The sequence below is a fragment of the Flavobacterium muglaense genome, assembly GCF_014305155.1.
GTDB lineage: Bacteria > Bacteroidota > Bacteroidia > Flavobacteriales > Flavobacteriaceae > Flavobacterium > Flavobacterium muglaense.
The window spans coordinates 1-23,223 of the sequence record NZ_JACRUK010000048.1 but is presented as its reverse complement, the minus strand read 5'-3'; the positions used below and the strand labels follow the sequence as shown (position 1 = coordinate 23,223).

Sequence of the window (23,223 nt, the reverse complement as noted above, 5' to 3'; positions counted from 1 at the left end):
TTGGATTAATGCGCTTTATAAATATAAATATAAATTTATTTTTTTGATTCTTCAATAGAAACTTTTCTGAACTCTTTTAAAAGTTTTTCAAGTTCCAAAGTTGATTTACGAGCTCTTGCTCCAGCTGCTTTTACACCTTTTTCAACAAGTGAATCAGATTCTGTTTTGAATACTTCGAATTCAGCGTTGATTTTTTCAATTAAATCTTTCATGGTAATACTTTATTAAATTAAGCCGCAAAAATAGAATTTTGGAACTGACAGTGAAATAAAATACTGTTAAAATTCACACTTTTTATTGGCGGAGGCTAAACATCAGTATTTTACATTTGGTACCTATTGATCAATTTCCCTTGAAAAGACAGTCTGTTTTTTTGGATTCTTACTTTTACTTTCAAAATCGTACATTTGAAGGAATTGGAGAACGCTTTTTCGGTAGTTGGTAGTAGTAAATTAATAAAGTGCAAAAAAAGAGCACTACAGCTGTAAGGAATGCCAATGTTCTTCGTCTAACCTAGTATGAATTTGGATTGTAAACATACTTCTTCCACGGCGATACTACTTTTTGCGCAAAGCAATACGGTAGAAAGTGCTTTGAAACCAATTGCTTATCGAAAAAAGCAAAACGAGTTCTTGTGGGGAAAAATGAATCAGAAGGTGATTCGAACGATTCAAAAAACCAAGCTTCCTTATTTTATTTCTGACGAAAACTCGCAACATGGCAACACTTTTGGCCAGCGATTGAGTCATGCCATACAAACGGTTTTTGAACAAGGATTTGACAATGTTATCGTAGTAGGTAATGACAGTCCGGGCCTTAGTCAACACCATTTGCTAAAGGCAAAGAGTAAATTAGCACTTCACAATTGGGTTTTTGGACCAGATTGCAAAGGTGGAACTTACTTAATAGGTGTTTCTAAAACCGTTTTTGATCAAGCGTTATTTGCTAAGATCAATTGGCAAACTCCCAAAGTACTGCATGAATTAAAAGCAATTGCTTTTGGTAGCGCAGCAGAATTAACACCTTTATCTGATTTTAATTGTCTGGATGATTTAAAAAAATTACTGAGGGACTTTTCTTTTTACAGCTGTTTTTCAAACACATTGCTTTCGTTGTTGTTGTATCAACAGCCGCTTCAAGCTGTTGTTAAGAAGCGTTATACTTTTGAGATTATAGGATTTAATTTTAATAAAGGCTCTCCGGTAACGGCTTAGTTAAACGACTTTATTTTAAAATTACGTACCTATAACCCAACCTTAAATGAAACATTTTTTACTGTTTTTATTATTGAGTATCTCCACAGTGGCGGTTGCTCAGGAAGATCTATCGGTCTCCATTATTGATTTTAATACCCAAGAACCTATTGCTAATTTACAAGTGCTTTTAGTAAATGGTTCTCGAAACAGCAGGTTGCAACAAACGTCTAACGGTCAAGGAAAAGTTACTTTTAGAGGAATTCCGGCTTTAGATGGTTACCAAGTGGTTTTTGAAGGAACAGCAATATATGCTGCTCAAAAATCAGAATTTATTAGTGTGCGATCGAATCAAGCACCCAACGTGACTTTGCTTTTAACGCCTACCGATGCTAATAAACTGAATGAAGTAGTGATTACTAAAGGAGCTACTGCACAAATTAATCGAAGGGACGCTGAGGTTTCTTTTGAAATGAAGGCTGCCGAAATTCAGGAGATCCCTGTTGAAGGACGCGATATAACTAGGGTTTTGTTTCGTTTGCCAAATGTATCACAAGCCACAGGTTTTTATGCCGAAGCGCCAAATGTGAGTATTAATGGAGCGAGTTCAGGATATACTTCTTATTTAATTGATGGTTTGGATAATAACGAACGCTTTCTGGGAGGCCAAAAATTTGCGATTCCATCAGGTTTTGTAAAAGATATTACGGTTTTAACCAATAATTTTTCGGCAGAATATGGTTTAACTGGAAGCGGAATCATCAATATAACGCCTCGATCAGGATCGAATGAAACTACGGGTGAAGTTTTCTTTATCACAAGACCAGGACCCTCTATTGATGGAAAATCAAGTTTTGCACAAAGGGATTTATCTGGAAATCAAGTGAAAAATGGTTTTGCACGCTACCAAACAGGTGCAGGAACCGGTGGTGCATTTGTAAAGGATAAAACATTCTATTATGTGAATTTTGAACACACAACAGATATTAAAGATAATCTATTAAATGTGCCTCAATTAGGGGTCACCGAAACAATCAGAGGAACGAATACTTTTAATTATTTTTCTACAAAAATTGATCAGATTTGGAATTCAAATTTCAATTCCTCTTTGCGTGCTAACGTAGGAGTTATTGACATAGAGCGTCAAGGTGGTGGTTTAGATGGTGGATCTACCTTTGCGTCAGCGGGAAATTCGCAACAGCGCAATAGTATTTTATTGGCATTAAAGAACAGTTATAAATTCGGAAATGTGTCTGGGGAAACTAATGTACAATACAGCCGTTTTAGATGGAATTATGCAAAACCTTTTAACCCGAATACTTCACAAGTGACTATTTTAGGGGTAAATGATGAAACGCTAGGTGTAATAGGAAATCCAGGGTATGTATTTGATGCGGTTGAAAACACAATTCAAATTCAGCAAAAAGTTAAATATTATACAGAAAATCATACGATTAAAGCAGGTTTAAATTTCATTAGAGGAGATCATCAATTGTTTGGTGGTGGAAATCCAGTGGGGAATTACCGCGTGAAATTAAATCAAAGTCAAATTGATGGTATAAAAAATAGTGGAGTAGGAGGAGCGTTAAATGTAAATGATATTCCGCTTGATGCTACCGTTTTGAATTATAATGTAGAGTTGCGTCCTACTTCTTTTGGAACAAATCAAGATATTTATTCGGCTTATGTTGAGGATCTTTGGGCTGCTTCTAGCCGATTGAATATTACTTTAGGATTGCGTTACGATTATGATAATTTGTCAAAAGGAGGAAGCGATAGAGGTGATTTTAATAATCTAGCTCCGCGTTTTAATTTCAATTACAAATTAGATAATTCGAGCAGTTTACGGGGAGGATACGGAATCTCATACGATAAGATAAATTATGCTTTGTACAGTGATGCATTGCAACAAAATACGACATCAGCAAGCTACAAATTAGAATTAGAAGAATTAAAAAGACTGGGTATTTTGCCATCAGATACAAATATTGATCGCATTACGTACAACGGAAATTTAGCTGCTTCAGTAGCTGGAGTGAATTATTTACAAGGGCCATCGGCAACGGATTTACAAGGACAAAGAGAAACTGTTTTCTCGAATGAGCGTCGTATTTTAAACCCCAAAGGATATAAAAACTCCTATTCGCATGAGTTTGCTTTAGGGTACCAATTACAATTAACAGATGAGCGTATGTTTTTTGTGGATTTAGTACACAATCGTGGAGAAAATTTAAGTCGTTTACGAAACTTAAACGCTGCGGCAGAATATACTGTTGATCCTAACAATGTAATTATTAGATCACAGGCTGAGGCCGATGCTTCAAGACCAATACCCATCATTAACGGTGGCGCAACCATTGATGGGCAAAGGGTAACTGGAATTGCAAGAAGTGTTATCATGAGCGAAAACGAAGGGAAATCAAGGTATTATGCCATGAGTTTTAATTATCAAAAAGCGAGAGGTACAGATGATTACTCGTATCGATTGAACTATACGCTTTCGTCAAGTAAAAATGATACAGATGGAATTAACTTTAGAGCTTCGGATGGGAATAATTTTGCTAATGAATGGGGACCATCTGTAAATGATAGAACGCATAACATTAACGGAATATATAGCTATTATCCTTTTAAAGGAACTACTGTAACTGTAGCTGGATTGTTGCAAAGTGGGCAACCAATCAATCGCATTCCGCTAGGTTTTGGGACTACAGATTTGAATGGTGATGGTGCCAGTTTTTCGGATGCTTATCAAGGAAATAGCGACCGTTTTCCGGGAGAGAGTAGAAACAACGACCGCTTGCCATGGAACACAACATTTGACTTAGGTTTGCAGCACCAAATTACCATTGCGGGAAAAAATAAAATAGAATTGCGTGCTGATATTTTTAATATTTTCAATGCCGAAAATTTAAGTGGATACAGCAACAATGCTACTCAAAGTAACCAGATTCAAGGTGGATCAAGTGCGAGTGGCTTGTTTACACAACGAAATGCGTCTCCACCAAGACAGTTTCAGTTTGGTGTTCGTTATTTGTTTTAAATGTAGGATTGATGCATTTAACCACATAGAAATATAGAAGAAAAGAGTTGGATAGCCCAATAGTTGGGTTCAGATAGCTGCGTTTTTTGGGATTGCGAGAAACAATTTTAAAAGTATAAAGTTCCTGTTTTTAGGAGATTAAAAGCACAAAAATTGAATTGTATCAATGGATATAATACTACGATACTAATGTCCTGCAAGGCGTTATTGTTTTGCAGGATTTTGAAATGTTGCGTTAGGGATAGTAGCGGCATCTCCTGGTTTTAAAAACAAGGCTTTTTTTAAGCCGTAGTTTTTATAGCGGGAATATAGCGAATAGCCCGCCCACCTTTTTTTGGTGGGAACGCCCAAATAAAATTTAAAATATGTTTATACTACATGCAAATGAGCCAGAGCAATTGGCAGTTTATTTAAAGCAACAACAGTGGTTGCAACAGGACGAAACGATTGTCTCGGTGGCAAAACCTGGCGAGGGAAATATGAATTGTGTGTTGCGTATTGAAACCGAAACACGCACGTTTATCATTAAGCAGTCGCGTGGTTATGTGGAGAAGTATCCGCAAGTTTTAGCACCTGCTGAGCGCGCTGTTACGGAAGGGGCTTTTTATACTAAAATTGCTCAAGCAAAAGAAGTTCAGGAGGCCATGCCGGTACTTTTAGGAATAGATACCGTGAATAATGTAATTGCATTGGAGGATTTAGGAAAAACCAATGATTATGCTGTTTTGTACGATTTGAAACAGCAATTACAAGAAGAGGAGTTGCAACAATTAGTACAGTATTTGAATGGTTTGCACCAAGTTTTTCAAAAAACGGTTGTTGATAATGAATTGATCAATACCGAAATGCGGGCTTTGAATTACGAACATGTTTTTGAGTATCCCTTTAAGATTGAAAATGGGTTTAACCTAGACGACGTACAAATGGGATTGCAAGAACTAGCAATGCCTTATAAGAAAAATGCCGACTTGAAGAATAAAATTGAAAGATTGGGTTCTTTGTATTTATCGAAAGGGAAGTATTTGCTGCACGGAGATTTTTATCCGGGGAGCTGGCTTAAAACCAATGAAGGCATTAAGATTATTGACCCTGAGTTTTGCTTTTATGGCTTACGTGAATTTGATTTGGCTGTACTGGTAGCACATCTTTATTTGACGCAACAAGACGCAAGTGCGATTGCCTACGTAAAGGAAAATTATACAATGTATAACGAACTAAACGAAACGATTTTGAATGGTTTTATAGGAACCGAGATCATGCGTAGGTTGATAGGATTGGCGCAATTGCCATTAAAAATGGATTTGAAAACGAAAGGAGCATTATTAGAATTTGCTCAGCATTTAATTTTAAAACAGCAATAATGAAAACTAAAATAATAGCATTGGCTTTGTTGCTTACCGCATCAGTACAGGCACAAAAGAAGGTTTGGTTTGATACCGATATTATGATTGGAATGCCAGATAAAACGCCTCGTGAGGTTGATGATGGGATTACATTGATTATGGCTTTAAAGCAACCTCAAATAGAGATTGTGGGGATTAGTTCGATCACTTATGTAGATTATAGTTTTCCTATTATCAATAAAATATTGGGATGGCACAATAAGGGAGCGGCAATTCCGGTATATAAGGGATCACCTAAGGCAGATGATTTAGGTGTTGAAAATGATGGTACGAGAGCATTGTATGAAGCGTTGAAAAAAGAGAAGCTTACTATTTTGGCCCTTGGACCGATGACAAATATTGCGACGTTGATCCAGAATCATCCCGATATTATTCCGCAAATAGAGAAAATATCGATTTGTGCTGCCCGTACGCCAGGCTTGCCTTTTAATCCAGGAAACGGAAAACTGAATGTGTTTGATTATAATTATGAACTGGATTACAAATCGATGGATGTGGTTTTAAACTCCTCTATTCCGTTAGTATTTGCAGGGTACGAACCTAGTTCTTACACCCATATTGGGAATATAGATTTGGCTAGTTTAGACCAATCCCTTGAGGCTGATAAATGGCTTTATGACATCGTGCAACCGTGGATGGATAAAAATGAGAAATATTTTGGAGTGAGAGGCTTTATTCCCTTTGATTGTTCGACACTAGGAGTGATCACGCATCCTGGTTATTTTACGTATTACAAAGACATTCCTATAAAAGTAAATTATAGAAAAAACGATGCGATCAAAGTGCAACCTACTGTGCCTTTTAAAAACTTTTTAGAAGTTTCCTATAAGTATAAAAGCAAGAAGAAAGTAGATTATGCGATTCGTGCCTTGCAGGGGTTTGAAGAGGAGATATTAAAAACATTAAGTGCGGCTAGATAGCCGCACTTTTAGTTTACTGTTGCGTTGTATGCTCATGTTGATCTCAATCTTTCAGGTCAATGAAATATTTGTTTAGCAACTGTACGAGCTCGTTTTTGTCAAGCGGTTTTGTAATATAATCTGTAGATCCAGCCGAAATGGCTTTTTCGCGGTCACCGGTTAACCCAAAGGCCGATTGGGTGATAATGATTACGTCATTGTTTATTTTTCTAATTTCCCTGATGGCTTCATACCCATTCATTTCGGGCATTTGAACGTCCATTAAGATTAAATCTACATCCGAATGCTCTAAGAATTTTGCTACTGCCTCGCGACCGTTTACGGCTTGTATAATTTGATCGCCAAATTCGTCTACCGTTTTGAGAATTAGTTTTCTAGATATCGCATCATCATCGGCAATAAGCATTTTTAACTTGGTCGAAATATGAGAAGCATTTTCTTTTTCAATTTGTTGGGTAATTGCTTTTTGCAAATTCATAGGCCTGTTTTGTGTATTGAAGGGCAAAGTAAAGTAAAAAGTGGTTCCTATTCCTTCTTGGCTTTCCAACCAGATCTTTCCGCCTAAAAGGGAAACAAAAGCTTTGGCAATCGCAAGCCCTAATCCTGCTCCTTGACGGGCTTGAATATTGGCAATATCGACTTGAATAAAACGTTCAAAAATCGCTGCTTGACGGGCAAGCGGGATTCCAATACCGGTATCTTTGACAAAGAATTCTATGTTTTTATCTTTGATGTTGTAACCAAATTCGATAGCGCCTTTATCGGTATATTTTATGGCGTTTTTAACAAGATTGGTTAGAATGGCATATAGTTTTTCAGGATCTGTTATGAGGTACAAGTCGGGAAATTGATTGCTGTTGTACGAGAGCTCAATTGATTTTTCTTCGGCATCAAGTTTTAATAGATCATAGACAAATTGTACTTTTTCATTGACATTAACTTCCTGCATGCTTATTTCAACCATACCAGATTCGATTTTTGAAATGTCTATGATTTCAGAAATCAAATTAAGCATTCGGGCACCACTTATCTGGATCAAATTAATATATTCTTGCTGCTCTTCTTTTCCCAAGCCGGGTTCACTGAGCAAGGACGAAAATCCAAGAATCCCATTCATTGGAGTCCTAATTTCATGGCTCATATTAGCTAGAAAGGCCGACTTTAATTGGTCGCTTTCTTCGGCTTTCTCTTTGGCTTTTACTAACTCTAATTCGGTTTTCTTACGATTGGTAATATCCGAAAAGAAGACCGCTATTCCCGTTTTAGTAGCAAATATGCTATTTCGTATCCAGATTTCATAAGGGTCATAATAATCTTCACTTTGCAAAGGTTCTTTGGTAGTCATTACTTGCTCATAATATCTTTGTACGGGGTAGCCAACAGCTTCAGGAAACTCGTCCCACATTTTTTTACCAATTAAATCTATTGGATTTTTACCAGTAATTAAACCTGCTTTGGCATTGCAATCGGTGATTGTCCAGTCTTTGCTTAGGGATATGAAGGCGTCACTCATATTCTCTAAAATATTCTTTAGAAAGTTGCGTTCTTCATTGAGTTGTTTTTCAGCTAGTTTACTTGTCGTGATATCTCTAATGGAACCAATCATTCGTATCGGTTTTCCATTTTCATCATAGGTCGATTTTCCAATCGAGTTTTGCCAACGGTATTTGTTTGATTTGTGTAAATGTCTGTATTCTACATTGTAGTCGGTTTTGTTTTCCAGGTGGTCTTGTATAGTTTGTAAAACTCTTTCTTTGTCATCGGGATGCAGTCGATCTTCCCATTCTTGATAAGTAAGAGGCTTTACATCATAATCGGCTTCAAAACCTAATATTTCATGGGATCTTTTTGAAAATATTGTTTCATCCGTTTCTAGGTCCCATTCCCATATTCCATCCTTCGTAGCTTCGGTAGCAATGCGATATTTGATATCGCTTTCTTCTACTTGTTTTTTAGAATCCAATAAAGCAAATTCCATTTCTTTGCGGTCTGTAATATCGAGTTCTATCCCGTCCCAACATACTATCCCGTCAATTTGTCTTGGGTGAGAAACATAATACGACCATCTAATACTCCCATCAGGATTGATAACGCGCGCTTCTTTTTTGAAGGTTGTGTAGTTGATAAGCGCTTCTTTTTCGGCTTCGATTAGTGCTTCAATATCGTCAGGATGTATTTTTGAATAAATCAAACTGGCGTTTTTCAGGACTTGGTCAGGACTGGAACCATACAACTCATTTACAGCATTACTTACATAATTAAATGATCGTTCATCTCCGTTAATAGTGGCCACTTGGTAAATCATTCCATTGACCAGATTGTCTGAAATGGTTTTCAATTGGTTTTGACTGGCAATAAGCTTTTGATTGGCTTTGTTAATTTTTAAAATCAAATTAAAAAAGATGATGCATATCAAGGTGAGTAAAAAAACAGCAAATAGCAGCGCCGTGAGGAATTCTGAATTTTGTTGTGTTGAAAGTCTAGTTAAATTTAGATTGAAGAAGTTGTCAATTTGATCGGCTTGTTTTTCTAAATTGTAAAACTGGATGCGTAAATTCGTTTTAGTTTTTGCATTTTGTATTAAAGGATCGTTTGCTAATGATTGTTGAAATACAAATATGTCGTGACTAAATTCTTGTAAGAGCTGTTCTTCTTTTGCTGTGATAGTGGTAAGGCCTGGGTGGTTGTGAATACTTACACTTTTTTTAAACACAGTAGCTGCTTGATTGATATATGCAATCCCTATTTCTTGTTTAAAAGGAGATCGAGCATCACCTGCAAGTCCAATGTGTAAAAAGCCTTTGGCGAGGTCAATTCTAGCTTGACGAATGTTTTCTAAAACAATAATTTCATGCTTTATCGCCATTTTTTGTTTCATGTAGATCCAACTAATCCCAAAGCAAATAAGGATTGAAGAGATAATGACTATTAAAAGCCCTTTTTTTATATTAAGATTGCGCAATCTGTTCATTTTTGGTTTAAAGTTAGTTTTGGTCTTGGTTTAATATCATTTCGGTAGTCATCTCATTGGGTAGTTCCTCTTTTGAAAATCCAAAACGATTGTAGATCTCCAACTGTTCTGTGCTTCCTATAAAAGTTTTTAATTCTTCATTCCATGCATCTTGCAATTGTTTGTCTTTTTTTCGAAATTGAAAAGCGCCATAACCTTGTTTCTCCTTGATGGCGAGCTCAGGCTGCTTGAAGTTTTTCGCTATTTCAATAAGATTTGTTTCGTCATTAGAAATCATCCATCTTAGCGTTGGGAGTGCCACAGCCAATGCATCTGCCATGCAAGTAGCAACTGCTATCTTACCCGATTTTACGTCCGGTACTGAAATGAGACGATCTGGTGTAAAACCTATTTTTACCAATAAGGTTTCCTCGATTGATCCCGCTAATACGGCTATTTTTAATTCTTTGGTTGCTAGTAATTGTTCGTAGGAGCACAATTTTTTTGGATTTCCTTTGGCTACAGCCAAACCTAATTTGACATGAAAAGTAGGGTCCGAAAAACGAACACGTTGCGCTCTTTCTTTGGTGATATACATTCCTGCGGCAATAACATCAATTTTATCGGCTTCGAGTTCACTGATCAAAGAACCAAATTCCACAAGCCTCCATTGGATGTTTTTTATGCCCAATCGTTTTGTTATAACTCTGGCTTCCATTGTTGCTAAGCCTGTAATGCTTCCATCCGGTTCAACAAATGAAAATGGAGCCTCAATGGAATACCCAATACGGATCGTATTAGCTTCCTGTAATTTAGTTAGCGAATTGTCTTTAAATTGGTATATTACAACTACAGAAACTACAATAAGAATGACAATAATTGCAGCAATTGTTTTCTTCATCTAATGACTATTTGATTTTTATTTTAATATTAAACCTTAAAATTACGATATAAATAACGTAATATCCTGGTTTTCATGAAATAATTTAGTAATTCAAATACTGTTAAGTGGATTTTTTTAGAAAGAATGGACCTTAAAAAAGTGGTTTTTTTAGTTAAAAAAGTAAGATTTAAGTACTGTTATTGAGCGTAATATCTCTTGATAATTTCGAGTGCTGGCTTGTCTTGGGGGGTGTAGTCGATTGTTTTTCTTTTTTTATAATAATCATCTGCATACCATTTCCATGCAAAGCCACCTTGGTACCAATGAGCATTTTGTACAACTTCAAACAAAGCTTGATAGGCATTGGCTTGGGCTTCATTGTTTTGATCGGTATTGGATTCTGTCCATGGTTCATGTGCTGCATAATCAGAATTACGGTAACCAAATTCAGTAAAAATTATTTTTTTACCGTATTTTTTTTGCATTTTTTCAATAGTTAAAATTGGCGTTTTCCAACCCGCTTTTAAGTCGGCTACAGTTGGGTTTTTTAAATTTGATATTGGGAAATAAGCATCAATCCCTATGAAATCTAGCTGATCCCAGAAAGGAGTTGTTTCGTACTCATCCCAATTTGCAGCATAAGTTAGTTTTCCTTTGTAAATAGCTCTAATTTTTTGGATCAGTTGAGACCAATATTGCGGCCTTTTGGCAATTGGATTTTTTAACTCGGTGGCAAAACAAAACAATTCTATTTTTTCTGATTCGGCTAGTTTTGCAAAGTTTAAAATGTATTTTTCGTATTCCGATTCCCATTTTTCCCATTCGGCCTCGGTTGTAAAATCGAGATTTCCCGTAAACACATTATGCTTGATCCATAGGTGCGGTTTGAGCATCACCCTAAGGTTTAAAGCATGCGCTTCTGCAGTAGAAGCAATGATTCCAGCAGTTGTCTCACCCCACCATTGACGCTCTGAGTCATACACTATGGTGTTGTGTTCCAGATCTACAAACGCGTACGGAATTAACGAAACAGCGTTTACACGATTGGTTTTCAACTCTAGCAGTGTTGCTTGTCGTAACTCTTTTATGGGCGCGACTAAGTTGATATCATTGCAACGAGGATCTAATTTTTTGGTTCGAAACAAATAAATGTAAATACCTGACCAGTAAGGCCACTGTATAAAGTTTAAGCTGTTTAATAACAAGCCTAGAATAAATGGAAATTGAGCCAACTTTAAAGTACTCAAGCTGAAGTTTTCTTGATTTCCAATATTACGGATAAAATAGCCGGCTATCAGTAGGAAAAACACAATGGTAAAGAAATCAATGAACAATAATAGTTTTATTTGTTTGACAAACCATTTGGCTCCAAAACTTACTGTTTTTAAAACAAAGAATTCGATAAAAACAATTCCGGAAATAAACGAAATTACAGCAGCTGTTCCTTGTTCTAATAAAATTTGTAGTCCGATTACGTTGATGTAACCCAACGGTAAAGCTCCCATTAAACTGATTATAAAACCGAGTAAAAAGGGACTGTTTTGTGGGGTGATGCGATCTACAATCTTCATGGTGTTCTTTGTAATTTGTATGTGATTAGACTTAGGTTTCTAGCTTTCCTGACAAATAAAGTTTGATTTTTTTGAATAAAAAAGCACCACAATAAGTTTGCAGTGCTGGTTTATATAGTCCATTAGAAAAGTTATGTCTTATCAATTTCCTCTAGTATTTTCTTCTTTCGATCCTCGGGTAATTTTTCGGCTGTGATCGTTTTATTGCTAAACCATTTTTGGATGACCGTATCGATTAATTTTGATTGTTTTTCATAACTATTACAAGTGGTACACATGGATTTGTGCACTTGTAATTGTACTTTTTCTTTTGCTGATAATGAGGTAAGCTGCTGTTTGTCTATCAACTCGGTAGTTTTCTTGCAGGAATTAACCATCATATTCATTATTTTTTTCATTAACATTTTTCTGAAAATTTAAAGCATTATTAAGCCCAGTTGATTTCTAAACATTTTTTCACAAGCAATTTCGCTCTATGAACAATCTGCCAATAATTAGACGTTGTGATTTCTAATTCCTGACAAATAGCTTCGGTATTTTTGTCCGAAAGATATTTAGAGGTTAGTGCCGTTTTCCATTTTTTAGGCAACTCTTGCATACATTCTTGCATAACAATATTAAATTCTGAATTGTCTAGTAAATGCACTTCTTGATCCCAAATAGGATTGACGTCATAGTTCTGCCAACACCCTGTTTCCGTAAAAACTGCATCGGACAATTCGTAACCGCTATTTTCGGTCAAACTAAAAGTTTGTTTGGTTGTTTTGGCACTTTTTCGATAATAGTCAATTACTTTATTATTTAGTATCGAAAACAACCACGTTTTAGGCTGGCTCTTGCCTTCAAAACTATCTATTTTATGATAGGCAGCTAGAAAAGTTTCCTGCACTAAATCTTCGGCAGTTTCCTTGGAGGTGGTTTTATAGAAAGCCCATGAATAAAGCTCATCGCTAAAATCATTGACCCAATTTTCAAATTGTACCTTCGTGTTTACAGTAGTTTTGACCATATAGTGCTGTTCGTTTTAATTAACGGCTCAAATATACTGTTTTTTCAGACTTAATAAAGCGGGTTTTTTCATAAATGATGTATCCTACAACTATTAGATATTCGATACCAATTAACCAAAAATTCTCTCGGAACACTGCATTCGAGTACGCACTATAGCTCAGTATGACAGTTAAACTCCATACAATAGGATAATTATATTTTGTAAAAACACCTATTAACACTAAGTTGATTATGTACCATGGATGTACTGTAGTTGAAGTAAAAAAGTAGACCGTTAACACCACTAAAAAACTCTGAAACAACTGACTTGTAGTTTTGTTTTTTCCTAAAAATGCTTGAATAATAATATAAAGGATAAACAGAACAGGAATTATTTTTCCGGTGGTATGTATAATATTGTAACCTGTTTTCCAATAGCCAATTTCTCGAATGATGTAATAAACACTTGCATTAAACTCAAAATTAGTAAACCATAATCCGATGGTTTTACTGTAGTTTTCTATTAATTCAGGGGATAGAAAGGGCAAAAACAAAAGGATATTTGTACCCATCACAATACTATAAAACCCAACACTTTTCTTGAAACCTAATTTTTGAAATAACAGAGGAAGTAACAACAATGGCAACAATTTAACCGAAATGGATAAGGCAAGTACTACGGCTGCTGTTTTCCATTTTTCTTGTTGTAAAAGATACATACTCCAGATAAAAAAGAATAACATGACGCCTTCAAAATGAAGGTTGCTGGTTCCTTCTATAATAAGCAATGGATTGAGTATATACCAAAAGATGCGGTGTTTTTCTAAACCCAAGGAGAAAAGTAGTTTGCTCCCAAAATACAGCGTTCCTAGATCGGCAAGGATAATGATGATTCGAAATATGATGGCTGCGCCAAGGATGGATTGATTGCTTAATACCGCGGCAATTAGAAAAAATAATTGGTTAATAGGGGGATAATTAGAATAGTGTGAAGCACTCAAAGCGCCCATTCCATTGATCAATTCGGTCATTTGCGAAAGCGAAAAATGAGGGTCTAAAACTAAATTTTCGGGTAAATAAATAAAAGGGTTAATGCCCGCGAGTATCAATCTTCCATCCCAAATGAAACGATAAAAATCTTGAGATAAATTGGGTGTAACCAAAATAAAAACTAGACGGAGTACTATCGTGGCTCCAATTAAAAACGGAATATTGCTTTTTTGTAATTTGATTATTTGATACAATAAAACAAACAAAATGCTGTAGCAAAGGACCAATACTGGAAATTGAGAACGTTCTAGTCCATATCCCATAAAGCCATACAAAAGTGTAGCAACTAGTAGGTAGCCGTACGATTTAGTTGTATTTGAATTCAAAAAAATCATCGTGTTACGCGTATCGATTTAAAAAACACAAATGCAAATCCGCTAAAAAGCATCAAATGAAAAGGAAATAATCCGTAGTCGTTAAAGTGCACTGCTGAGACCAGACCAAACAGGAAATATAGCGTAAGGATTCCTTCCATAATCACATTTTTTGAGATTTTGGTCGAGATGTATACGTTTTGTGTCCATTTGTCTTTTAAAGCTTCTATGTTGAATTTTGGTGTACGTACAAATTCACTTTTTTTACCTACTAATCCTTCGAGTACTGCAATTGTATTGTGGTATGAAAACCCCATTGCAATAGAATAAAAAGTAAAAAATAGTGTGATGTATTTTACAAAATTGATAAAGCCACCGCCATGCATTTTTTTATAGGTGACCCAATAACTGATAAAAAACAAGACTGATGTGATGACAAAAAACACCAGAATATCAAAGAAAATAGCCAAATGAATATAAGTGTTTTTGATGTATAAAATAGGAATACTCAAAACAGACATAGTGAAAATAGCGAGAAACATCGAGCTGTTTAGTAAATGTAGAATCGCATGAAATTTTGTTTTTAAAGGCATTGTGTTGGAGGTGATTACTCTCCAATTCATTTTTCTAAAATTCTCGGCACCACCTTTATTCCAACGAAATTGTTGCGAACGAGCAGCACTGATAATCACAGGAAGTTCGGCTGGAGTTTCTACATTTTCTAAATATTTGAACTTCCAGCTCTTCATTTGGGCGCGGTAACTGAGGTCTAGATCCTCTGTTAGTGTATCGCTTTCCCAGTTTCCAGCGTCAATAATGCATTTTTTGCGCCAAGCACCAGCTGTTCCATTAAAATTAATGAAATGTGATTGCGAGTTGCGTCCCACTTGTTCTAAAGTAAAATGGGCATCCAATGCAAAAGCTTGAATTTTGGTCAAAATAGAATAATTGCGATTCAAATGTCCCCAACGGGTTTGAACCACACCTACAGATGCTTCTTTAAAATAAGGAATCGTTTGGTACAACCAGTCTGGTTGTGGTACAAAATCGGCATCGAAAATCACTATGAATTCGCCTTTTGCAACTACAAGACCTTCCTTGAGCGCGCCAGCTTTGAAGCCCACACGATTAGTTCTTGTCATGTGTTTGATATCTAGGCCAGATTCGTGTAAATCTTCAACTAATTTTTTAGTAACCAGTACGCTATCGTCGCTACTGTCATCAAGTACTTGAATTTCTAGTTTGTCTTTTGGATAATCAAGTTGGGCAATAGTTGTAAGCAATCGCTCTACTACATATTTTTCATTGTAAAGCGGTAATTGAATGGTAACTAGCGGAATTTCATTTTGATTTTCAAAATTAAATTTTTCTGATGAGCCTTGTTTTTTTCGACTTCTAAGGTAATTAATGAGCAAGTTGAATTGTGCCAAACCGTAGAAAAAAACCAGTAGAATGGCGAAACTATATAGAAACAGTATTATGTAGGAGACTAGTAACATTTTATTTAAAAGCATATTTAAAAATCCAACCAATTATTTTTATTCCAGCCATAATCGATCCTTTAACTGTTCCTGACACTTTTGAAACGCCTATTCGGTTTTTGTATCGAACAGGAATTTCAACATAAGTCATTTTTTGTTTCAAGACTTTTAACTGCATTTCAACAGTCCAACCGTATGTTTTGTCCTGCATGTTCAAAGCTAATAGTTTTTCATACTTAATGGCTCGAAACGGACCTAAATCTGTAAATTTTGCTTTAAAAAGTAACTTCATTAAGAAAGTCGCCAAGCCGTTTCCGAAGATTTGCTGTGGTGTCATCGAATGTTTTTCTCGCAAGGATGCTACTCGTGCTCCTATTACAAAGTCAATGTCGCCATTGATGATAGGTGCAATTATTTGCGTTAACTCTTCCGGATAATCAGAATAATCACCGTCTAGAAAAACGATGATATCTGGTTTTATTTCTTGATTCGAAATGTATTCCATTCCTTTTAAGCAAGCATAACCGTAGCCTTTTTTATTTTCTGAAAGTACAGTCGCACCGGCTTCGGCGGCTGCTTTTATAGTATTATCGGTCGAATTGTTACTAATGACAATTATTTCAGAAACTGTTTTTGGGATTTCCTTAATAACATTGGCAATTGCTTTTTCTTCGTTATAAGCGGGAATTATTACTTTTATAATCTGCATTAGAAGCTTATTTTATTGTCTTTTTTGAAGTCGGTTAGTGAATTCCATTCGTTTATTTTTTTACCCATTTCGTATTTTTCGGCTTTAATAATTTGACTGTTTCGGTACAAAATAGAAAAGCCGTTTATGAGGTCATTTTCAAATTTGCATTTTTTTACAATTTCGCCTTTGGAATTATGAAAAAGCCACCATTTGCACTTTTTATTAGCCTCATAATGTCCTTCTTCTTTTTTCTTTCCATTTTCGAAATAAAAAAACCAGTAATCTACTTTTTGATTTTGTTGTACCCATCCTTCCGACTTGATTGTCCCATTTTTGAAATACGTTTTTACGTATTCTTTTTGAGCAGTCATTTTGAAAAAACTACATAAAACCAAGAAGTAAATTGCTTTTCTCATCTTATTTGTTATTCAATAAATCCATTAAATTAACGTCGTTCCCTAAAAGGATTTCGTTAGAATTTATACGTCCTTCTTCATCACCATTTTCTAATTTCAACACTCCTCTTGGACAAACAGCTGCGCAAATTCCGCAACCTACACAAGACGAACGCACAATGTTTTCTCCTTTTTGAGCATAGCTTCTTACGTCAATTCCCATTTCGCAATGTGTAGTACAATTTCCGCAAGATATGCATTGTCCACCATTGGTCGTAATTCTAAATTTCGAAAACAAACGTTGTTGCAATCCTAAAATAGCAGCCATTGGACAACCAAAACGACACCAAACACGATTTCCTAAAAGAGGGTAGAAGCCCACACCAATCACACCACTAAAAGCGGCACCAATTGCAAAACCATACCATTTTCTTAATTCATAACTGTCAATAAAAAGAATGTTTTGATTCCCAGAAAAGAAGTTTATTGCGATCGAAATGATGATAATAGCCACCAATGAAAGCATGGTAAATTTAGCATCAGTATCTAAATCATTGCGTTTAAAATAGTATAAAGCGCCCGTAAAGACAACTAAAAAAGCAACAATTCCATAGATAAACTGGTTGCGTGTGATGAAACTCAAGTCGGGATTATTTGATAAAAAAGTAAAAATTACAGCAATAGTAGTCACAAATGACATTACGAGAACAGAATGGATCATCCAGCGCTCCAATTTCCACGCTTTTTGTGTAGACGATGACAAATGACGGAAGGAGTCTCCCGCAGTTTCGGCCAGTCCACCGCAACCGCAAACCCAGGAGCAATACCATCTTTTTCCGTAGAAATACGTTAGAATAGGGGAGATTATAAAAATCATAGCAATTCCAAAAAACAACATAAACATTCCAAGATTCCCACCTTGTAGCATATTCGTTAAATGCCAATCTTCAAAGAAATAGTAGTTTAACGGCCACATGTTCTTGATGTCTTTTGCAAAATAAGGTAGCTCTGGATTTAACTTTGTTAAGATCTCCGGAATTAAAAAAGCAAACCCTAACTGGAAAAACATCACCGAAATGGTTCGCACCAATTGGTATTTATTGTGTCTGTATTTCAGGATGAATTTATAACCAAGTCCTAGAATAGCTACAGTATAGAATGTTCCGTACACAAACCATTGGCTGGCAACATGACCATTTAAAAAATAACTCAATGGGTCAAAAAAGCCAACGATTCCAGTGTTTTCGGCACCGTTTTCGCCTAAACCTAAAAAGCTAGGAAACCAATACAGAACCACGTAAAACGAAGTTAAAAGGATACCAATGATCCAGGCAATAGCGCCTTGATTGGTCAATGATTTATGAAAAATCCCGTTGTTGCTTATCCCTGCTGGCTTTGATAAATAGGTAGATCTGGCATAGGTTACTATTCCCACTAAGATTGATGTAATAGCGATTCCTAACCAAACTGCTTTTTGAGGAAAGTTGACATTGAAAAAAGCCAAAGTCATAATGAAAAGTCCAAGGAAACCAAGAGTTAATCCTAGTTTTTGGATGCTATTGAGAGGATTACTTTGACTAGAAGTAATGGCCTTATTTGTTGTAGAGTTACTCATAATTAAACTGTTTTTAATCCAATAAACTGATTTGTAAATTGTGCTTGGATTTCCTTTTTGTGTGAGGTAAAAAATTCGGGGTCAAATTGGGCTTCCGCCAAATGGTGCATTACATAATCAACAGTTCGTTTTTCAGTAAGCACTTTGTCAAAAAATTCATGACGCATTCTGATTCCAAAGGTGTTGATCCCAATAAATGCTCTAGTTTCTTTATGAAAAGCAATGGTTACTGCTTTTTTACCGTCTTTGTGTTCCCAATAAAATTGGAGTTCATCCTCTTTTGGTTTTGCCCAAACCCAGCCGTAGGTTTGGTATTCGATGTCTAAAAATTTAGCCGAATTGAACCAATGTCCTGGTTGGTACGGGGTGGGATTTCCGGTTAATGTTTGCGCAAGCGCTTCGCCCATCATTCTACCTGTGTACCAGACCGCCTCGATAGGACGACGCAAGTCAATGGCTTCATGTTGCTCTGCACAGTCACCAATAGCGTAGATATCTTTGATATTCGTTTCTAGCATTCGGTTTACTTTTACACCACGCCCTAATTCGATTCCTGATTCTTTCAAGAAATCAATATTAGGCGAAACACCTGCTGTGAGCCCGACAAGTTCGCATGCTATGGTTTCATCTTTATCAGTTATAATGGCTTTTACATGACCATTTTCATCTGCTATGATTTCTTTTAAACTGGTGTCGAGTCTCAAGTCAATATGGTGCTCGATGATATGGCGGTTGATCATTTGGCTTTCGCCGAAAGGCAAAACACCGCTCCAAAAACTCTGTTCGCGTACCAGAAAAGTAACAGCAATATTGCGAGAACGCAACATTTCGGCTAGTTCAATCCCGATTAATCCACCACCTACAATAACGGCGCGCTTTGTAGTAGGTGCCCATTTTTCTATAGCTTCTAAATCTTGTTTGTGATACAAGCCAGTAACGCCTTCTAAATCTTGTCCGGGCCAGCCGTATTTATTGGGTTTAGATCCTGTTGCAAGGACTAATTTGTCAAAGGTAATTTTCGAATCATCATCTAGCACTACTGATTTTTGATTCGCTAGCACTTTTGTAACACGTTTATGAACTAGGTTGATATTGTTTTTTTTCCAAAAATCATTTTCATACGGTTGGGTATGCTCTAGTTTCATATGTCCCATAAAAACATACATCAAGGCTGTTCTAGAATAAAAATATTCGGTTTCAGAGGAGATGATTGTGATGGTATGTTTGGACTGTTTACGAATGTGACGTGCAAGTGTTACTCCTGCAATTCCATTTCCTATGATGACAATGTTTTCCATATTATTTATTGTTTGGAATAAAAAGTTACTATTTATAGACTACGCTTTTTAGAAGATCGCTCTTAAACCGAGATTGAAGGATTGGCCTAAACCAGTATCGTTTCCTCTCACAAATTTGCTGTAAAGCGTTTCTAAATTTAGTGTTTTTGATAATTGGTATTTGGCTCCAAAACCAACTGCCGAGTAATTTTGTTCAAAATTATTTCCTAAATCCAATAGTTGTGCATGTTGAACAAAGGTCAGTACCGTAAATTTTTGCGTTGGAAAATAACTTAAAAATACCCCTGGCGCTAGTTCTAAACTATTATTAGCATAACCTTCTCCTTCTTTACCAAAGAAGAAACGGGTTCCTAATTCAGTGAATAACTGAAATTTTTTGCTAGAAAAAGTATAGTCATAGAAAAAACGGTTCTGCCAAATATAACTTTTATTCCCCAAATACCCATTAGCATTGACTTCATCCTTTAATAGCGGTATAAAAAGCGAACTTTGAATTGAGAAATTGTTCAATTTTGTAAAAGGAGCAATTTTGATCGAAGGTGCAATATGGGATAATCCCGTTCTGGCGATTCCTACTTCATTTCTAAATTCAAAAACGCTAGTAGCACTTTGGCCATTAAAGCTATTAGCGCGGTACTCTACAATAAAACCGGCATTTATTTTTTTATTATTAGAAACACCCGTGAATACTTCTAATGAAGTGGTAAAGTAGTTAGAACGTGGTTCATCGGTTTTTATACCATTGCTTTCGGATCGTGTTTGAGTGTATAAATTATTGAACCATTTAATGTCTATTTTTCCTTTTTCTAAAAGTTTAGAAGGTGTATAGTTTTGAATATTGGATTGCTCTTGTTCGTTGTTTTCTGTTTGTGCTACTACTGAACTGATGAAAAATAGGGCAAAGAATACTATTAAATGTTGTGGCTTGTTCATTTATTTGTTTTTGGGTTATTATATAGAATTTAGGTCTTTGTTCTAGAACAGTCGGTGGCTCTTTGTTTTCCTGACAAAATTTGTGTTTTTTTTTTTAGAAAAGGCATCTTATAAGTCATTTTAAGATGGGTTTGAAAGATCATTCTAATTGGTTGTCAGTTGTACTAATTCATAGGCGTGGGTTTTTTTTTGTGATTTTTTAGTTGATATTTGTTGCAAAATGTAATTGATTGCTATGAGGTATTTTTATTTTTTGTTGTTAGTAAGTTCCTCTTTTGTTTATTCTCAAACGATAATGATTGATAAAACAGACTTTTTAGGAACAAAAAGGCTGAATAAACCGTTTTTAGAAAAATTGATTTATAGCAAGCAAGGGGCTGTTTTAGACAGTACGCAATTGCAAAATGACATCTTGATCTTGAACCGGCTTAATGGAGTGTCGAAAGCCACTTATGCCGTTTTAAAAAAGGATAATAGCACCGCACAAATTCAGTTTACCATCACCGAAAACATTACTTTGATTCCCAATGCTTCCGTTTGGACAACAGATGAAGTAGGTGCGTATAGAATAGGTATTTATGAGTCTAATTTTTTGGGCAAAAACAATGGAATAGGAGGGTTTTATCAATACAATGGATTCCATTCGTACGGACTTAATTTTAGATCACCACAGTTCTTTTCGCCTCGTTATGGTATCGAAATTAATTTGCAAAAACTCATTAGTAAAGAACCCATTTATTTCCAAACGGAGTCGGCTAATTATCAGTATGCCAATACATCTGCAGAGTTGATCGGGAATTACCGCATCAACATTAAAAACGAAGTTCGTGCTGGGATTGCTTTTTTGAATGAAAAGTACAATTATATCGATGGAGCAACGGCAGCTGCGATTCCGCAGTCCTTAGAGATCGATAAAAGGCTTTTAAAGTTAGAATATCGATTTGATAATCTAGCCTATGATTATTATTTAGTCGAAGGTTTTAAAAGTAATTTGTATTTGCAATATGTTGTTTCGGGCAATGAATTTCAGGATAAATTTGCCATCGGTTGGAACGATTTTTTACTGTATAAAAAAGTAGGTAAAACAGGCAATTGGGCGTCCCGTTTGCGAGTAGGATTATCGACTAACAATGACAGTCCGTTTGCGCCTTTTTCGGTCGATAATAATGTTAATTTACGGGGTGTAGGTTATATTATTGATAGAGGTACAGGCTCGATTGTTTTTAATACCGAGTTTAGAAAAACACTATTCGAAAAAGATTGGTTTGTTTTGCAAGCAAATGCTTTTGTAGATAGTGGCTCTTGGCGTCAGCCGGGCGGTACTTTGGGTGATTTTCTGTCGCCAGACACCATTCGAATCTATCCAGGATTGGGACTTAGATTGATCCATAAACGGATATTTAATGCCGTTTTTAGATTGGATTATGGATACGGAATTACTAAAAATGCCTCCAAAGGATTGGTTTTTGGAATTGGTCAGTATTTTTAAAGAAAGCTTTTTTTCGATAAAAAAAGGCTGCAGCTCACTCCTAATACAAAATAAGATTTGTTTATAAGTGAGCTACAGCCTAGTGAACTACTGAGTAGTGAGTTGTTATTTAGTTTTAAAACTAGGATTGGCTTTAAAAGTATCGTCTGTAACGGTTACAAACTTAATGTTTGTCAAGCTAGCATGACCAATTTCGTCTGTAAGTCCAGTTCCTTCTTTCCATCCCCAGAAAACCCATTTTGTAGCAATAGGTACTCCATCAACTTCTTTATAATCTAAGTATTGAATAGCATGCGGATTCGCTTCTGCTTTTGCTTTATCACCACTGAAGGTAACGATATAGGCTGCTTTTTCAATTAGGTTTGTCTTTTTGTCTGCATATACTACATACCAATCGTCTGGAGCATCTCCCGTACCAGATTTAAATGTAAGTTTCTCCGTATCGTAATTAGCAGCGTCTTTTTCTTTGTTCTCATACGCATTCCAGATCGTCCCTTGGTCTGACAATTTAAATGGGAAGAATGAAAAATAACCCCAAGTATAAGCGTCAAATCGCACTGATTCGTCTTTAGTAATAGTAGGAGAGTAGAACACTTTGTCTTTATTGAAGATTATTGTATCTCCATTTTTGAAGGCCAAAAGTCCTTGTGATGAGTTTGTAAGTAGTGTTAGTTGTGCGTTTAAACGCTCTTGACCACCAAAGTCTAATTTTAAATCAAATTGAACGGCTTGTTTTGAAGTGAAAACTTCTTTTTGGTGTGCTTTTTCTACTTTCTGGGTAAAGGTTTCGGCTATTTCATTGGATTTACATCCTACAAAGACAAGGGATAGTAATACTAGGGTAGAGGCAATTTTTTTCATTTTTATTATATTAAGGATTGTGTAATTATTATTTGTTATTAGTTGGTTGTAGCTCCATTTTTGTGTTTTTTAACCACATAGAATCATAGATTTTCTAAGTTTTAAAAGTCGTTTCACTTTTTATAGGTGCTCATAGTTACTAT

19 protein-coding genes are annotated in these 23,223 nt (G+C 35.8%); 5 read left to right on the top strand and 14 right to left on the bottom strand.

The genetic code is table 11. The annotated features are described in order from the left end of the window. Window positions 1–35 precede the first annotated feature (35 nt). Entirely contained in the window at window positions 36–212 is a 177-nt protein-coding gene (locus H8R24_RS14775) for a histone H1 (RefSeq protein ID WP_187020450.1), read from the bottom strand. Between the two features lie 306 nt (window positions 213–518). Here H8R24_RS14775 and H8R24_RS14770 point away from each other — a divergent pair, with 306 nt between their 5' ends. From H8R24_RS14770 to H8R24_RS14755, 4 genes are all read left to right on the top strand, one after another. Next, window positions 519–1,214 carry a TIGR04282 family arsenosugar biosynthesis glycosyltransferase gene (locus tag H8R24_RS14770; RefSeq protein ID WP_187020452.1) on the top strand — a complete coding sequence of 232 codons (696 nt, stop codon included), beginning with the start codon at window positions 519–521 and terminating at the stop codon, window positions 1,212–1,214. A gap of 46 nt (window positions 1,215–1,260) precedes the next feature. Further along, window positions 1,261–4,236, top strand: coding sequence for a TonB-dependent receptor (locus H8R24_RS14765; RefSeq protein WP_187020455.1), 2,976 nt, complete (start codon window positions 1,261–1,263; stop codon window positions 4,234–4,236). A gap of 365 nt (window positions 4,237–4,601) precedes the next feature. Further along, window positions 4,602–5,597, top strand: a complete 996-nt coding sequence (locus H8R24_RS14760; RefSeq protein WP_187020458.1) for a phosphotransferase — start codon at window positions 4,602–4,604, stop codon at window positions 5,595–5,597. Further along, complete coding sequence (locus H8R24_RS14755; RefSeq protein ID WP_187020460.1) at window positions 5,597–6,559, top strand: nucleoside hydrolase; 963 nt, start codon at window positions 5,597–5,599, stop codon at window positions 6,557–6,559. Before H8R24_RS14760 ends, H8R24_RS14755 begins: the two co-directional genes overlap by 1 nt. Window positions 6,560–6,602: 43 nt before the next feature. Here the strand turns inward: H8R24_RS14755 and H8R24_RS14750 are convergent, their stop codons facing one another. The 12 genes from H8R24_RS14750 to H8R24_RS14695 all read right to left on the bottom strand — a co-directional run bounded on the left by H8R24_RS14750 (window position 6,603) and on the right by H8R24_RS14695 (window position 20,730). Next, complete coding sequence (locus H8R24_RS14750; protein ID WP_187020463.1) at window positions 6,603–9,425, bottom strand: hybrid sensor histidine kinase/response regulator; 2,823 nt, start codon at window positions 9,423–9,425, stop codon at window positions 6,603–6,605. Window positions 9,426–9,543: 118 nt separating this feature from the next. Beyond that, a complete protein-coding gene (gene ehuB, locus H8R24_RS14745) occupies window positions 9,544–10,410 on the bottom strand; it encodes an ectoine/hydroxyectoine ABC transporter substrate-binding protein EhuB (RefSeq protein WP_187020466.1) in 867 nt (288 codons plus the stop codon). A gap of 179 nt (window positions 10,411–10,589) precedes the next feature. Next, complete coding sequence (locus H8R24_RS14740; protein ID WP_187020468.1) at window positions 10,590–11,963, bottom strand: glycoside hydrolase family 113; 1,374 nt, start codon at window positions 11,961–11,963, stop codon at window positions 10,590–10,592. Between the two features lie 131 nt (window positions 11,964–12,094). Continuing rightward, on the bottom strand, window positions 12,095–12,361 hold the full coding sequence (locus H8R24_RS14735; RefSeq protein ID WP_187020470.1) for a hypothetical protein: 267 nt from the start codon (window positions 12,359–12,361) through the stop codon (window positions 12,095–12,097). Window positions 12,362–12,390: 29 nt separating this feature from the next. Beyond that, a complete protein-coding gene (locus H8R24_RS14730) occupies window positions 12,391–12,972 on the bottom strand; it encodes a sigma-70 family RNA polymerase sigma factor (protein ID WP_187020472.1) in 582 nt (193 codons plus the stop codon). 19 nt (window positions 12,973–12,991) lie between these two features. Further along, window positions 12,992–14,338, bottom strand: coding sequence for a mannosyltransferase (locus H8R24_RS14725; protein WP_187020474.1), 1,347 nt, complete (start codon window positions 14,336–14,338; stop codon window positions 12,992–12,994). Next, the gene (locus H8R24_RS14720) at window positions 14,335–15,816 is read right to left on the bottom strand and encodes a cellulose synthase family protein (protein ID WP_187020477.1); all 1,482 of its coding nucleotides are present in this window, start codon (window positions 15,814–15,816) and stop codon (window positions 14,335–14,337) included. The genes H8R24_RS14725 and H8R24_RS14720 overlap by 4 nt, the downstream gene beginning before the upstream one ends. 1 nt (window position 15,817) lies before the next feature. After that, the gene (locus H8R24_RS14715) at window positions 15,818–16,507 is read right to left on the bottom strand and encodes a glycosyltransferase family 2 protein (RefSeq protein WP_187020480.1); all 690 of its coding nucleotides are present in this window, start codon (window positions 16,505–16,507) and stop codon (window positions 15,818–15,820) included. Beyond that, complete coding sequence (locus H8R24_RS14710; protein ID WP_187020482.1) at window positions 16,507–16,905, bottom strand: toxin-antitoxin system YwqK family antitoxin; 399 nt, start codon at window positions 16,903–16,905, stop codon at window positions 16,507–16,509. Before H8R24_RS14710 ends, H8R24_RS14715 begins: the two co-directional genes overlap by 1 nt. Before the next feature lies 1 nt (window position 16,906). Continuing rightward, window positions 16,907–18,499: a 4Fe-4S binding protein gene (locus tag H8R24_RS14705; RefSeq protein ID WP_187020485.1), complete on the bottom strand. Its 1,593-nt coding sequence runs from the start codon at window positions 18,497–18,499 to the stop codon at window positions 16,907–16,909. A 2-nt stretch (window positions 18,500–18,501) separates the two neighbouring features. Further along, window positions 18,502–19,797, bottom strand: a complete 1,296-nt coding sequence (locus H8R24_RS14700; protein WP_187020488.1) for an NAD(P)/FAD-dependent oxidoreductase — start codon at window positions 19,795–19,797, stop codon at window positions 18,502–18,504. Window positions 19,798–19,845: 48 nt separating this feature from the next. Beyond that, window positions 19,846–20,730 (bottom strand): hypothetical protein, encoded by an 885-nt coding sequence (locus H8R24_RS14695; protein ID WP_187020490.1) that lies wholly within the window; start codon window positions 20,728–20,730, stop codon window positions 19,846–19,848. A 295-nt stretch (window positions 20,731–21,025) separates the two neighbouring features. Here H8R24_RS14695 and H8R24_RS14690 point away from each other — a divergent pair, with 295 nt between their 5' ends. Further along, window positions 21,026–22,219 carry a BamA/TamA family outer membrane protein gene (locus tag H8R24_RS14690; protein WP_225876833.1) on the top strand — a complete coding sequence of 398 codons (1,194 nt, stop codon included), beginning with the start codon at window positions 21,026–21,028 and terminating at the stop codon, window positions 22,217–22,219. 105 nt (window positions 22,220–22,324) lie between these two features. On the opposite strand, the gene H8R24_RS14685 is transcribed toward H8R24_RS14690, so the two are convergent. Next, window positions 22,325–23,080, bottom strand: coding sequence for a hypothetical protein (locus H8R24_RS14685; protein WP_187020495.1), 756 nt, complete (start codon window positions 23,078–23,080; stop codon window positions 22,325–22,327). Window positions 23,081–23,223: the final 143 nt, after the last annotated feature.